This window comes from Dickeya sp. NCPPB 3274, from assembly GCF_000406205.1.
Classification (GTDB): Bacteria; Pseudomonadota; Gammaproteobacteria; order Enterobacterales; family Enterobacteriaceae; genus Dickeya; species Dickeya fangzhongdai.
Genome location: NZ_CM001979.1, coordinates 1,874,362 through 1,890,200, shown reverse-complemented (window position 1 = coordinate 1,890,200; position 15,839 = coordinate 1,874,362). Strand labels below are relative to the sequence as shown.

Annotated in this window: 4 protein-coding genes (1 of these 4 running past the window's edge); all 4 read right to left on the bottom strand. The window is 54.6% G+C overall.

Annotation, left to right across the window (positions count from 1 at the left end):
* Window positions 1-25: 25 nt before the first annotated feature.
* Tightly spaced (at most 45 nt apart), the 4 genes in view from DXX3274_RS08795 to DXX3274_RS08780 form a layout consistent with a single transcriptional unit that may run on beyond the window.
* Window positions 26-388, bottom strand: a complete 363-nt coding sequence (locus tag DXX3274_RS08795) for a hypothetical protein (protein ID WP_238556097.1) — start codon at window positions 386-388, stop codon at window positions 26-28.
* Entirely contained in the window at window positions 388-1,551 is a 1,164-nt protein-coding gene (locus DXX3274_RS08790; RefSeq protein ID WP_042859473.1) for a cupin-like domain-containing protein, read from the bottom strand. Before DXX3274_RS08790 ends, DXX3274_RS08795 begins: the two co-directional genes overlap by 1 nt.
* 25 nt (window positions 1,552-1,576) lie before the next feature.
* Window positions 1,577-1,846: an acyl carrier protein gene (locus DXX3274_RS08785; RefSeq protein ID WP_040001544.1), complete on the bottom strand. Its 270-nt coding sequence runs from the start codon at window positions 1,844-1,846 to the stop codon at window positions 1,577-1,579.
* Between the two features lie 45 nt (window positions 1,847-1,891).
* Window positions 1,892-15,839: the 3' portion of an SDR family NAD(P)-dependent oxidoreductase gene (locus tag DXX3274_RS08780; protein WP_042859472.1), read on the bottom strand. It continues 6,476 nt past the right edge of the window; the window shows 13,948 of its 20,424 coding nt (coding positions 6,477-20,424); its start codon lies off the right edge, out of view — the gene reads right to left on this strand; the stop codon is at window positions 1,892-1,894.

Sequence of the window (15,839 nt, the reverse complement as noted above, 5' to 3'; positions counted from 1 at the left end):
CTTTTCTCTTCAGATGAACAGTTCGCTAATTCGCCGACAATTGCAATTTGTCCCGCTTAAATACTTTGATGGTCCCGTCCTGAGAATCCCTGACCGCGACCAGACTGCCAAAGTTAAATTTCTTCAATACAAAACGGTCGATCAGTTCTGCTTCAGAAAGCTCCCGCCCTAAACGGTATTCTTTTTTATCAAAATCCTGCCACGATTCATCAGCCCGATACCGAAACCAGAGAGGCTTAAGCCGACTATACTGGACTTTCCCTCCTGCCAGAAACTCCTTTATCGTCTCTTCCGATGCCTGATCATCATTCAGAATATAGTAGGCTTTATCCGCCGGACAGATAATCATATTAAAGTTTCCGGAATTTATCAGATACTCGCTCATCATTAATCTTCCTTACTCAGAACTTCACTGGTGGTGTTGTAGGCAGAAAAATAGTTATCATCTCCGATAGTTTTGGATTTTTTACCCAGACTATTGAAAATATCGAATTTGAATTTGATAAAGGATGGATCAGAATTCAGGATATTGTCATACACCGGCATAAGCGTGGGGACATCTTTCCCTTTTGTCATGGTCTCCAGATTCACTTCCGTCATCCGCATATTAGCCATGATCTGCAGCGGCGTCGTATTGATGACGGCATGAGGCCAGTATTTGGTGAAAAAGAGGACATCGCCCGGTTCCAAATCGACATAGAACTTGGGCGCATAAGCGTAAAGTGGGTTGTGAATTTTATGGAAGTTGATATCCAGACGCGCATCCATTTTCGCTGACATCCCATTTGCCCCATCAAGGAATGGGCGCAAGATATACCCCAACCGGGGATCGACAAAGTACCAGCGTTTTACCCCGCTGATCATCAACGCACAGGAAATATCATTCCCCTGATGCCAGTTAGTTCCCCAGGTTCGCAGATTACCAACAAATAACTGACTAAAACTATTCGCTGAGTGACCATGGAAAAGATCAAGGATTTTACCCGCCCCCACTTCATCAATCAGGTCAGGATAGTCATTAAAAATTTCCGCCGAGTTATTAATGTAATAACTGACTCTGGAATCTTTGTCCAATTGAGAACGGAGTATTTTCTCCAGCTTGAGTTTTTTCAAACTGTTTCCCTTCTCATCATAACCGACTGCAATAATCTCCGTATCTTTATAGTGTTCAATCAGATAATCATGGCTCCACTCCTGAACGGCTTTCGTATCATTGAGAAAACCTTTTGCAATAATCGGCGGCGTACTGGCATCATTGATCATTTTCTGAAAAGTCGTGCGATCCATATCTGAAAAATCGTAAGACTTCATTTTAATAAACGTATCGGCACAGTCCGTATCGGCCAAATCAGGATACGCTGCCTGCAAATCCGCCAATTTTTTCTCGAATAAATCACGCTCGAACGTATCCATAAAATCGGGGGATTTCAATAGCAGACGCATATGCATCATAAAGTGAAAATTTGCCTGTTCTTCCTGATCAAGAAAGAAAGACGGCATCATTTCAAACACTTTCCGTTGCGTTTCGCTTTGGATGTCATATTTTTCCATAAATATCTTCCTTTTGGATTCAGACTCAGAGAAGAGCGGTTTCAAGGTTATTGAAATGATGCTTTTTCAAATAGTCACTCAACCCCTGAAGCGAATTAACTTCCAGAAAAACCACCGGGGTTAACTTGATAGAAAAAAACGTGTTCAACTCAGCACAATATTGATTCACTTCCATCGACTCAAAACCATATTCATCAATATCGCTTTCCCACTCGATATTCGCTTGCTCACATTTCAGTATCCTGGCTGCCAATGCAACCAGATAGCCTGACAACGCTTCATCTAACTCATTCATTATTCACCTCTATTTCATCCGGAAATAACTACACTCACTCCGTGTTTACGCCACAACAGAGCGCGGCTCCGCGTCTGTCGATACTGAATTGTTTTCATCAAATGTATTGATATCGTCGAAACCCTCATGCCAGCAAAAGACCTTTCGCAATGGATTAGCCGGCAGATGGAGTTTTTGTAACGTTCTCCCCCGGCCTTCAGCCTGACGCAACGTCATCCAATCCACCGACTGCCCCGCCAGCCAATCCATCACCGCTTGCCGTATGGCATTGCTGCAATCGGACAGTTCGCCGGAAATATCCGGTGATGGCTGGCGGCTATCATCAATATTGAGGGGATTGCCCGCATGGGCCTGCCAACGCTGTAAACGTTCCTGCAACTGCGCCATGTTTACAGCGCAAACCGCCAGCCGCACCGCCCGGTGTTCCCGCCCCTGTTGCAGGGTATATTCGAGTTGCTCCAGATAGGACGCCTCACGCGCAGGTTGCGTTTCCGCCGCCGGCACGGGTGCCATCCACCGACCCGCAGCAATATCGGCCTGGATGCGGGGCAAGAAATCCAGGTAGTCGCCCACCAGGGTATGTAACCCGGCGTCATCGGCTTCGGAAAACAGGAAAACAAAAGGTTGGTTCGCCTGCCCGGAAGACGGCTGAAATACCTCATCGCCGTGAACGACCTGCGGCTTAACCTCGAATTCTTCCAGCAGCAGGTGCGCATTCACCCCGCCGATACTCATGGAATGGATAGCGCCTCGCCGGGGTACATCGCCCTGTTTCTCCCAGGTGCGGTCCTCTCTGATCAGCTCAAACCCATCAGCCAGCGTGATACCTTCGTTCAGTTCTCCCAACCCGTCGATTTTTGCCAGACGGCGGTAGCACATCGACAACACCATTTTCACTAGTACCGGGAAGGTCGATGCCGTTTCCGCGTGCCCGGTCAGCGGCTTCAGAGACCCGATGGCAATCGACGGCGTCGGTCGGCCTGCCGGGAGAGGATGTGCCGGCGTCGTACGCTGTTTCTTCTGCAAATACGGACCATACACCGCCTGAATAGCAACCAATTCAGACGCGTCCCCCAACTGGGAACCGTTGGCTTCCGGTTCGATATAAGAAACGGTGGCTGGATCAATGCCAGCCTCGCTGAGCGCGGCCTCAATGGCTGATTTCTGCCCTTCGATATTCGGGCTATACCACTTCAGCGGTGCTTTGCCGCCATGGCTGACCCCGACTGCCTTCACATTGGCATAAATGGCATCGCCTTGCGCCAGTGCCGTATCCTCTGCTTTCAGGATAATGGCGCCGATCACCTCGCTTTTCACATAACCATCTGAGTCATGACCAAAACTTTTCGTGACAGGATGAGAGCTATATAAGGCCTGATCATCCGTACGATTCTGCACAAAAGGAGAGAGCCCCAACTCCGCCGTGGCGACAATCGCCTGCTGGCAGCGGCCTTCCCTGATGGCGCACATGGCGTGCCGGATTGCCACCAGAAAGCTGGCACAGCCGGTTTCAACAATTTCGCTTAACCCTGCCAGGTTCAGGATATTGGAGATACGGTTGGCATAAGCGGATATCTGCTCTGCCTGAAAGCGCCACTGTGCCGTCTGGGCCGGGTCCAGTCTGGCGGGAATATCCTGATAACCGGAATGTCCCCGTGTCGCGACAAACAATCCGGTTCGTTTTTCACGGAACTGACTGAGGGTATATCCGGCATCCGCCACCGCCTGCCAGATAACTTCGAGCAACTTGCGTAGCTGAGGATCCAACTTTTGCGCCTCTTTGTGCGGAATTTTGAACAGCTTATGATCGAAATACTCCACTCCGTCGAGATAACCGCCAATACGGCTGTAGCCGCTGTCTCGCGTCTGCAACGTCATCAGATATTTGCGCTTGTCGCTCAAGACAGAAAGCGTCGTACGACCGGCATTCAGGTTTTCCCAAAATTCGGCGATCTGCTCTGCCTGAGGGAAAATACCGGCCATGCCGATAATACTGACATTCCGCCCCGGTTCGTCTTGGGCCGGCGCGCTATCGGCGCTCGCCGGGTTGGTGTGAACCACGCGTTCTGCCGCCACGGTTGGGCTGCCCGGCATAATCCGTTGCCCGCCGAGATGGCTACGCAGATGCTGCTGAATTTCCCCCAGGGTGTGGTACTCCATAAACAGCGAGCGAGACACCTCAGGGAATGTTTCCCGAATGGTGTTCAACAACGCGACGGAGACGACGGAATCCATCCCCAGTTCATCGAGCGCGCGATCCGGGCTAATCATCTCTTCGGCGACTTTGAGCTGCCGACTGATGAGCTGTTTCAGATAGGTTTCAAGATTAACGTCAGCGCTGTCGCTCTCAGCCCCTCCGTCTTGCGATAACGACGGCGGCATCTCGGCAGACTCGTCCGGCACCAGGTGGTCGGCACGGCACTCAGGTAATTGCCTGACAACGCCGTTTTTCTCCTGACTCGCCGGAAGCCAGAACGTCTGACGATCGAAGGGATACGTCGGCAGGCTGAGGCGGCGCGGGCGCAGCCCCCGATACAGAGCCGACCAGTCGAACGCCAGCCCCTGGCACCACAGATTCAACAACCTGGCGTACTTGCCGCGCTCGGCCCATTTGGCAACGGCTTCGCGCAACTCTTCGTCCGCCGAGAACTGGGCCATCAGGCTTTTATGAGCGCCGCGTTGGCCCCGGTATGTATCGTCAGGGTTCGCGGTACCTTGCAGAAAATCGTCGATCTTCGCCATCAGGTCGTCGAGTGACGTGACGATCCATCCCAAACGTTCATCCATGGCATCGCGCCCGACTTGCAGCGTATAAGCCAGATTGGTCAAGGTCAGTTCGGCATCGCCTTGATGTCGCTCCAGATACTGCCTGAGATTCCGGGCAACCGACAGTAAACGCACCTCGTCTTTGGCAGACAACAGAATCACATACCGATCCTGTACTGCCTGCGATACCGGGCGGGTATCACGATATTCTTCAATTACTACGTGCGCGTTAGCGCCCCCAAAGCCAAAAGAACTGACGCCAGCCCGGCGCGGCAGTTGCTCGCCCTGCGCATTTTTCGGCGCTTGCCAGGGGCGATTTTCGCTAACGATATAGAACGGCGTTCCGGTGAAATCGATGTAGGGGTTCAGCGCCTCACTGTGCAAGCTCTTTACCAAGGTTTGATGCTTCATTTGCAGCAGCACTTTAATCACGCCAGCAATACCCGCCGCCATTTCCAGATGTCCGATATTGGTTTTTACCGAACCGATACCACAGCCGACGTTGTGGTCTCCCTCCTGCGGAGAGGTGGCTTTTACGGCTTTAAATGCGGCTTTCAGACTATTGATTTCGATCGGATCACCGAGTTTCGTTCCCGTACCGTGGGCTTCGATATAACTGACGCTGCCGGGGTCAATGCCGGCATTCCGGTAGGCGCTTTCCAGCAAGGCCACCTGAGCCTTCGGATTCGGCGCCGTCAACGAGCTGGCTCGACCGCCATGATTCTGCGCACTGCCGCGGATCACACCATAGATGTGATCACCGTCCGCTTCTGCCGCCGGTAAGCGTTTTAGCAACAACATCCCGACCCCTTCGCCTCTGACATAACCGTCAGCCTGGCTGGAGAAGGTTTTACAGCGGCCATCGGCAGCAAGCATGCCGGCTTTGCAGAAGCTGACAAACGTATCCGGCGTGACCAGCGTATTAATCCCACCGACAATCACCATGTCGCAACCTTCATGGCGCAGTGCCGATACCCCACGGTGGATCGCGATCAACGAGGATGAACACGCCGTTTCAATCGGCTCGCTTGGACCGTGGACATTGAGAAAATAGCTCATGCGGTTCGGCCCGATCGACGGCACAATTCCCGTGGCAGTGAAACCTTCCGCCGGCAGCTTCGCATCAACAATCAGACCGGAATAACCGGTGTTCCCCGTTCCAACATAAATACCCAGCGTGCTGCCGGACAGAGAAGCAGCGGAATAACCGGCATCTTCAATGACTTTCCAGGCATGGGTCATCAACAAACGTTGTTGTGGATCCATTAATTCAGCTTCACGGGGAGAAATGCCGAAAAACAGCGGATCGAATTCCGCCATATCCTGGATAAATCCCCCCCAACGAATACTGTCGCGGTTTTCAGCGGCATGCACCTCTTGCAGGTAATCCCGCCAATTCCAACGCGCCGGCGGCACTTCGCTGATACAGTCTTTTCCCTGAAGCAGGTTTTCCCAGTACGTTTCAAGATCCGGCGCCATAGGGAAACTACCGCTCATTCCTACAATCGCAATCGCTTCGTGTTCATCACGTGGGTAACCTGGCGCCGGCGGCAGGTGGCTCGCGGCCTGCACGCCACTGCATGTATCTTCCTGCGAGGTTCGAACGTCATGCAGTGGTGAGGCGTCATCTGCCGACGGATGGCTGGATAGCGGTGATTGCAACATCACTTTTGCGGCAAACAAGCGACTGAAGTAGTCCTGATAGTTCTCGGTCAGGTAGTGGGTCAACCCGGCAATGGTCGGGTATTCAAAAAACACGGTCGGAAGCAGCTCCAGCGTATATTGCCGGTTTAGCTTATTGGCAAACCCGGTTGTCAGAATCGAGTCGAAGCCCAGTTCATTCAGCTCGGTATCGATATCAATGTCGGCCGTCTCCACATGCAACAACGTGGAGACTTCCTGCACCAGCAACGACGCAATCGCCTCATGCAACGCCTGCCTGTCAGGCTCAGTATGGCGCGCCTCGACGGCCTCGCCTGGCCGGAAGCTGGCCATCGCGGGTTCTGCATGATCCGCCTGAGACGGGTCAACGCGCTCATGATGAACAAACGCGCCACGCGCGCCTGCCTGGTGCAAGAAATCGGCGAATTTCGCCGCCAACACCGTCTGATAAGTGTTAGCCAGATAACCACTTAATGCTGAAAGGGTCGGGTATTCAAAAAAGACCGTCGGCAACAAATCAAGCCCGTACTGACGATTCAACTTGTTGGCAAACCCGGTGGTCAGAATTGAGTCAAAACCCAATTCCGTCAACTCAAGATCCGCATCAATTTCTGCAGCGTCCACATCAAGTAATGCCGAAACTTCTCGCATCAAACGTTGCTGAACTACACCTGCCAACTCTTGCTTATCAATCCCGGTTGCCGTCATAGGGCCAAATCCTTTTGCCTGTTCTGCTACTACCGGAGCGTCACTGCGCTTTTCATCTTGTACCGGCTGCAACCCTCGGAGCGTTCGGCGTAATTTTTCAACGTCACCGGCAATGACCAACACCTGATTGTCTTCACGCTCAAGAGCCTGATAAAAAGCCTGCAGGCCGGCATCCGTAGACATCGCCACCATGCCGGTACTTTGGTACATCATGGTTTCGACCGCTTCATCAACCTGCATCCCACCCTCTTTCCAGAGTGGCCAATTGATCGCAAGGGTTCTTCCCATCCGCAACTGCGCAACCACCTGTTGCTGGCGGTAGTGGGCGTAGGCATCCATGAAACTATTGGCTGTAACATAGTCGGCCTGCCCCGGATTACCCAATCCTGCTGCGGTTGAGGAAAACAGAATAAAGAAATCCAGCGGATGCTGTGCCAGGGCTTGATCCAGATTCACGGTTCCCTGCACTTTGGGGGCCAACACTGCCTGAAAATCCGCCTCGGACTTTTTCAGCATGTAGCCGTCACGCAACACGCCGGCGCAATGCAGCACTCCGTTGAGAGTCCCATATTGCGTCGTTAGGGTCGCTATCAGTGCGTCAACCCCTTGCCGATCACACACATCAAGACTGTGGTAATCGACCTGTGCGCCCAACGCTTCCAACTGGCTGACCGATGTCTGAATGCGGGCGTTCATGGCAGAGCGTCCGGTTAAAATCAACCGGGCATGCTGGGTCTGACGCGCAATCTCCGTGGCGAAAACAAGACCCAGCCCTCCGGCGCCGCCGGTAATCAAATAAACCCCCTGCTCCTTCCACGGCATGCGGGGAAGTATGGGCAGCGCAGGCAAGGCGCCGGCAGTAGGGTTCGCCATCACGCCGACTTCCTGCCAGAACAGCACTTGCCGCCCTTCACGGCCATAGCGAATATGACGTTCGTCCGGCACAAGGCTACTTTCACGCAGCATCTCGCCCACCGTATCGACGCTGACCGACTCATCCAGCTCAATCAATTGGCCGATAACATGGGGGTTCTCTAAACATGCCGTTTTTAACAACCCGCCGAGTGCGGCCAGTAACCGAGCCGGGAAATCACCCACCACCACCAGTTGCAGGAATATCGCCTGTTTGGGCTTGTCGGCTAACATCGTTTTTACATGCGCAAACAGCGCCAACGCATTCTGATGAAAGTTCAGGGCGATATCGTCCCGGTTCATTCCCGGTAACACGACGGCGCCCGTCAGGCCACGCTCGGTTGCGCTAGCGAGATCACCACACAATAAGATTTGGCGGCTCGCGTATGAGTGAGGAACAACGGTATTGACCGGAGCCGGTTTACGACGCCACTGCGGTACCAGCAGTAGCGTCCCCTTCTCCGGCGTCGTCATCGGCTCAGGCGTGCGTGCGCTAAAGCCGCGCAGAGAAACACACAGCACGCCGGCATCGTCGTACAACTTGATGGTCAGTCTTTGCACTTTTGCCCGGGGATCCGGCTGCACGCCACCGTCATAGGAAATGCTGGCCCACATGGCGGGCGTGCAGCGATGCAATATATCTATTGACTCCATATCAAAAGGCAATCCCAGCCGATGCTCGCGGGACAACCCCAGCGTCGCCTGTAATGCCGAATCCATCAGGCCAGGGTGCAGGACATAATCGGCCAGTGTGTCATGGTACGCTTCAGGCAATACCAGCCGCGCCAGAACGCGTCCTTTCGCCAGATACAGCCTTTCAATGCCCTGATGTCCTGGCCCGTAGATGATCCCCAGCCGGCGAAAAGCCTGGTAACACTCAGACTTATCCATGGTACCGTCCTGGTGCCCGGCCATCGCGACAGACAAGTCGAGTGTTTCCCTGTCATCCGATAGCGGGTCTATGACACGCACATTCCCCTGACAATGCGTCTGGGTTTGACCATCCGCCATCAGAGAACAGATTTCAAACCGCATCACCTTCGTTGACTGCGGCGACAAGTTAACCGTTAACGGGTAAATTCCATCGGCAGCCGCAGATGCCTGCGGATGTTCGGCAATGAACGGGCGCACCCACACAATCTGCATCAATTGCAGATGCAGCCCGGCACCAACGACTTGCTCAACGGCGGCGCGCGCCATTTCGAGATAAGCCACGCCGGGCAACAGTTTTTTCCCTCTAACCAGATGATCAGCCAGAAAAAACTCATGACCATCAAACCAGGAGGTAAAGCTGAGCGCATGAATATCTGACGTGTTGCGATGCACCAACGGATGCAGACGATGCGGACTGGTTTTTACAGCGGACGCCATCGTGTCTTGTCGATCACGCTCCGGCGTCTTGATCTTCAGCCAGAAGCGATCGCGTGCGAACGGATACGTCGGCAAACCGATGCGACGAGGTTTTGCCGCGGCCGGATACCATTGCTTCCAGTCAACCTGTTCGCCTTTCACCCAAACATCGAGCAGTTTGTCGTAGTGGCCTTTTTGTAGCCATGTTCCGACCATCGCTTGCCGGGTTTCGTCATCAGCCAGCATCGACAACGATTCTTTACCGGCTTTAACACTACCGCGATAGATCCCTTCCGGCATGTCTGCGCCGGCAAGATACGCGGCCAAGGTTTGTTTCAACTCCTGCACTGAACGAACGACAAAGGCCAGGCGCTCCTCCATCGCTTCGCGCCCCACTTGTAGGGTATAAGCGATCTCCGTCAGGCTGGGCTGCTGGTCTGCACACGCGGCGGAATCCAGAAATGCGGCCAGGCCTTGCACCACGTCATCCAGGCGCACCGCCTTTTTGGCCGACAGCACAATAGCTGCCGGAATAGCCGCCGGAAGCGCAGATGACGCATGGCCGACGTCAGACTCCGGCGCATACTCTTCGAGAACAATATGTGCATTCGCCCCACCGATACCAAAGCTACTGACACCGGCACGTCTCGGCACCGGCTGACCGGCCGCATCTTCCCCGGCAAGCCATGCCTGTGTCTCCCTGACCAGATAGAATGGGCTACCGGCCAGCTCCAGATAGGGATTTGCCGTCTTAAGGTGCACATTGCCGGGAATTTTCCGGTGGCGGAACATCAGCAGAATCTTCAGAACACCAGAAATACCGGCGGCCGCTTCCAGATGCCCGATATTGGTTTTCACCGATCCCAGACCACAATACGCCTGTTGGGGCATCGGCTTATTCTGTTCCCGGTACAGGGTTTCAAACGCTTTTTTCAACCCATTGATTTCAATTGGGTCGCCCAGTTTCGTTCCCGTACCGTGGGTTTCGATATAGCCGACCGTCTCGGGATCAATGCCACTACGACGATAAGCCTGAACCAGCAGTTCTTGCTGTGCCAGCGGATTCGGCGCCGTCGGCGAGGTGGCTTTGCCGCCATGATTCTCGGCACTGCCGCGAATCAGGCCGTGAATACGATCGCCATCGGCTTTCGCCTGACTGAGGGGCTTGAGCATAATGGCTCCGACCCCTTCACCACGGCCATAGCCATCGGCACTGATATCAAATGTTTTGCAGCGACCGTCTTCACTCAGAATGCCGGCCTCCCCGGCGGTAATCGTGATCCCTGGGTTGACGATAATGTTGACGCCCCCCACAATCGCCCGATCACAGCTACCAGAGCGAATCGCCTCTATCGCACGGTGAATGGCGACCAGTGAACTGGAGCACGCCGTATCGATAGGCTCGCTGGGGCCACGCAGGTTCAATACATAAGAAACACGGTTTGCCAGCGCGAAATGAGACAGCCAGGGCGGGTCACCGATCCCGAATTTATCGTGAGAGTACTTCAGCCAGGCGTCTTTATACTCAGACGTTGATACGCCGACAAAAACCCCGGTATTGCTGCCCGATAAATCACTGGCGCAATAGCCGGCATCCTCGATCGTAGCCCATACCGTTTCCAGAAAAACCCTGAATTGCGGATCCAGTGATTGCGCCTCACGAGGAGAAATCCCGAAAAACAGCGGGTCGAAACAATCGACATCCTGCATGAACCCGCCGCAATTCACTTTGGTTTTTCCGGGGGTTTCATGCGGATCGCCATAGTATTCCCGCCAGTTCCAGCGATCTGCCGGCACCGGACTGATCAAGTCGCGATTCGCCTCCAGCTGTTGCCAGAATTCGTCCAGATTGCGGGATTGAGGAAACCGACCGCTCATCCCGATAATCGCTATCGCGTCGGATGTGGGTAACGCGCTCGCCTCGGGGGTTATCACGCGGGAAGACGGAACGCCTGATACAGCCTCGTCGGACACGGCTTCGTCTAAGGGCGCGACCGTCGGTGCTGCCGATGGCCGGCTTTGCGATGCCGTCCATCGGCCAAAGACTTTCCTGCCCTCACCCACTTTCGCCGTGCTGGTGACGGTAACCTGAGGCAGGCGTACAGCGGCCGCCATACCAGATACTGCTCCGGCGGTGACAGTGGGCGCAGCGGTTTTATCCGCAAAAGCGTCAGGGTAAGTGCACGCCAGATAGTTTCCCATCGCCCTCAAGGTTGAATGCTCAAAGAAAACCGTCGGCATCAGTGCCAGTCCATAGGTTTTATTGAGACGGCTGGCGAATTCGGTGAAATCGATAGAGTTGAAACCGTATTTGGATAACTCCATATCCAGCTCTATCTTTTTCTCATCAAGCTTTTGCAGTTGCGCGACCATACTGACCAACAAGGCGCAAACCTTCCCAACCTGAACCGGGCTGCCGGCTGTTGCCGGCTCATGGATAACCGATGAATGCACCGGTGATGAATGCGACTGCGCTTGCCCGCCGGAGAGCCTGGACTGGATTTTTTCTGCGTCCCCATATATCACGCCAAGCTGGGACTCCTGACTGCGCAGCCCACGAATCAATGCCCGGATCCCCGCATCGGTGGGCATCGGCATCAACCCGGTCTGCTGCCTGAACAATTTTTCATCCGGGGCGGAAATCCCCATACCGCCATCGCGCCACAACGGCCAGTTTACCGCCAGGGTTTTCCCCCGACGCAGACCTGCGGCGACCTGCTGATTACGCTGGACGGCGAACCCATCCATAAACCCATTGGCACCGGCATAATCCGCCTGACCAGCATTACCAAAAGCACTGCTCAGCGAAGAGAACAGCACCATAAAATCCAGATTGCAGTCCTGGGTTGCGTCGTCAAGAGCCAGCGTTCCCGCCACTTTCGGGGCTAAAACATCAAGGAGTTCCGACTCCGTTTTATTCACAATCAACGCGTCACGAATGATGCCTGCGCTATGAATAACGCCGTTCAATTGACCTTCGTTTTGCAGAATCTGCCGTACCATATGCCGGGTTTGTACCGGATCGGCCACATCCCCTTGCAGGTAAGTCACCTCAATCCCTTGATGCCGTAAATCCACAAGGCGCTGTTCACCTTGTGCATTCAGGGCAGAACGACCACTGAGCACCAACCTGGCCTGATATCTCGTCCCCAGTTCACGGGCAATCTGATAGCCGATTCCCCCCAAACCGCCGGTAATCCAAATGACGCTGCCGGAAGAAACCGGCAGTGCTTCTTCCGCCATGTCTGACTGCGTTATCCGGTGCCATTCCTTCACGGAGCGCTTGCCTGCGCCATCGTAATAAATCTCGGTGGCGTCATTCGCATCATGCATTTCGCACGACAACTGCGTCAGCAGCAATGACACCGCTTCTGAGGAGTCGTGGTATCGGACCACTTTTCCATTGATGCCAGCGTGTTCTTGCCGGGCCGTTTTGAGCACCCCTGAAACAGCGGATAACCACGCTTCATTTACCGGTTCCGACGCCAGCAACAATATGGCCTGCCGACGAGATGTTGCGCGGCAAGCACGCATGCTTTCTTTGATGTGGGCAAACAGCTGTTGCAAACAATGCGTAAATTGCTGTGGCGCATCGCCCTGCCCGACAGACAAGTTCACCACCTGACAATCGGACCAGCTATTTTGTAACGCGGTTTGCAGCGCCGTGTTTTCGTCCGCCAGAATAAAACACGGCGGCAGCAGCGCTGAATCATCGCCATGTTCCGGCGCGATGCCTATATCCTGCGAGACCCACTGAGGCCGAGCAAAAACCAGCTCCACGCGTGGTGAAGCCGGAGCACTGACCATGCTCAGCCCTTTCATCTCAACCAAAACATGCCCGCGTTCATCGGTAAGCCAGATGTCGCAACGCACGACCCGATGTTCAGCCCCTGCATCGGACTGTGTTTGGCGAATATAAGCCCGGACACTTGCAGGTAATGGCTGATAGACTCGTAGCGCATCCATGCTAAACGGCATCAGTGGATGAGCACCTTGCCGTTCGCCGCCGACAGCCAACATAATGCCGGCCAAAACAGCGCCATTCATCAGTGCCGGGGGTAATCCCCGCTCTTCTTGTGCACCGATGCAACCCGGATGCACCGCCAGCGTCACCAGCGCTTCCTGATGCCCTTGCTTATAGTCGGTGATGCCAAGCAATCTGGGGCCAATGGCGGCGCCGAAAAATTCGGCGCAGTCATGATGAGAACGCCACTGGCGACAGCGTTGCGCAATATCGCCGAGTTGCAGAGGCTGGGGCTCCGCTCCATCTGCACGCCCGGTCATCACCCGTCCTTGCGCATGAATCTGTCCCAGCCGACTGATTACGCAGTAATAACCCTGCTCGTCCTGATGCAGGCACAGATCGATATCCGCTCCCTGTTCACCCACCATCACTGGTTGGCGCCAGACCACATCGCTGAGGCCGACCACCGCTTCACCACGGCTTGCCGGAAGGTGCGATACCGCCAGTTCTCTCATCCATTCCAGCGACAACATGCCGGGAAGCAAGCCACCGTGATCCTGCAAAAAATACTCTGTGCCGTTTAACACTTTACTCGTGCGGTTGACGGCCTGTGCTGTGCTCAACGCCGCCTCAACGGTAGCCTCTGGCCGCTGACGAGTAGCGTTATTCGCTGTGTGGGATACCGGTAAAATTCGCGTAGAGAACCCACGCATACTGACGCAGATACGGCCATGATCGTCGCAGAGATCGATATCCATTTTCTGTACCTGCTCATCCTTCGGGCTTGCTGTTGACGCCAGTCGCAGCCACACCCAGAGACGAGAGTCGATCTCACCGAAAACATCCAGTTGTTCCAGAGCAAAAGGCACATACGCTGCGCCAGACAAAGCGCCCGCGCGATTCAGCCCCAGGCTGGTTTGCAAGGCCGCATCCATCAGGCTCGGATGCAGAACGAATGCTGAGGATACCGCGGCATCCGGCAGCGCAATTCGCGCCAATACCTGACGCTCCCCGGTCAGCAACCGTTCTATGCCCTGAAAGGCTTCACCATAATTCAACCCCATGTCGAGAAACGTTTGATAACAGTGTTCAGCCTGATACTCAGGGCCTGTCATCTGTTGCTTCAATAGGTTGAGATCCAGGTAGTGCAGCTCTGATGCCGGCCCTCCTGCGGTGGCGTCATCAAGGGGCGGAGCAATGATTCCCTGCCCATGAACAGTGCGTTGCCGACGGTCGTTTTCCGAATAAACCTGGTAGTCAATGAGGCCATCATCCTGCTCGCTTAGCCCCAGATAGAGCGTGGTGGTCTGTTGTTCGGCCACCACTGGTTGAAGCCAGAGCACGTGCTTCAGGCTGAAATACGGCAAGTGCGCAACGGGCATAACGGGAGCGGCGGCATACGCGTACGCCGCCCGGGCCATTTCCAGATAGCTGACGCCCGGCAGCACCTTCTGCCCATGAATCTGATGATCGGTAAGGAAAAACTCCTCGCCACTGAACTCAGCGCGAAAACGAAGCTCAGCCAGCGTTGACGCATTCTCTTTCAGCAGCGGATGTAGCGCCCCGGCGTCGGCGACTCGCTCCGGTGATGAAGATAACGCCGTGGTGTCTTCTATCCAGTAATGTTCTCTGGCAAATGGATACGTCGGTAAGACAACGCACCGGGACACATCCGGCAATAACGCTGCCCCATCCAGCTCATACCCCTGACAATAATAATCTGCCAGCGCGGACAGGATTTCCTGATACTCCTGTCCCTTCGCGTGTTGCGACTGGTGTAATAAAGCATCGACATGTTGCCGAATGGTTTTCTGCCCGCTGAAGTTCAGCGGGACTTTACCGCGAAACAGATTCGGACGTTGCGAATGCTCCGCCTGCCGTAAACTGACGATGACGCCTTCCCGATCTTCAACCACCACCGCGAGACGGTATTGGAAATGTCCTCGTCCCCGTAGCAGGGTATAACTGATCGCCGCCAATCCCTGAGCGCTGGTCTGCGGTTTCTGCAAGTGCGCGATCAGATCATCAACTTTCCGGTATAACGCCTCGTCGGTTTTGGCCGACAAGCAGAGAAGATAGTGGCTGCGCGTCGGCCCCAGGGCTGAAACCGGCTGCGGGTATTCCTGCATCACCAGATGAGCGTTGGTTCCACTCATGCCGAAAGCGCTCACGGCCCCCATTCTCGGCTGGCCCTGCCTCAACGGCCAAGCTCTGGCGGTTTTATTGACATAAAACGGACTCTCCGTCCAGGTAATGTAGTCATTTTCCTGTTGGCAGTGCAGGCTTGCGGGGATGATTTGCTGATTCAGCGCCTGAATCAGGCTGACGGCGCTAACCAGTCCCGAGGCGGCAAACGTATGGCCGAAATTGGTTTTTGTCGACGTCAGGGCGCAAAAAGCCTGTTTATCGGTATAAGCGCCGAATGTATCACTCAGCGCATTAATTTCGACCGGGTCGCCAAGGCGGGTCCCTGTTCCGTGCGTCACGATATAGTCGATCTGCTCGGGATTGATATGCGCACGCTGATACACGGTGTTGAGCAACTCGGTCTGCGCAACGCCATTCGGTGCAGTGATCCCGTTCGTTTTACCGTCATAATTGATACCGCTGGCGCGAATCAGGCCATGGATC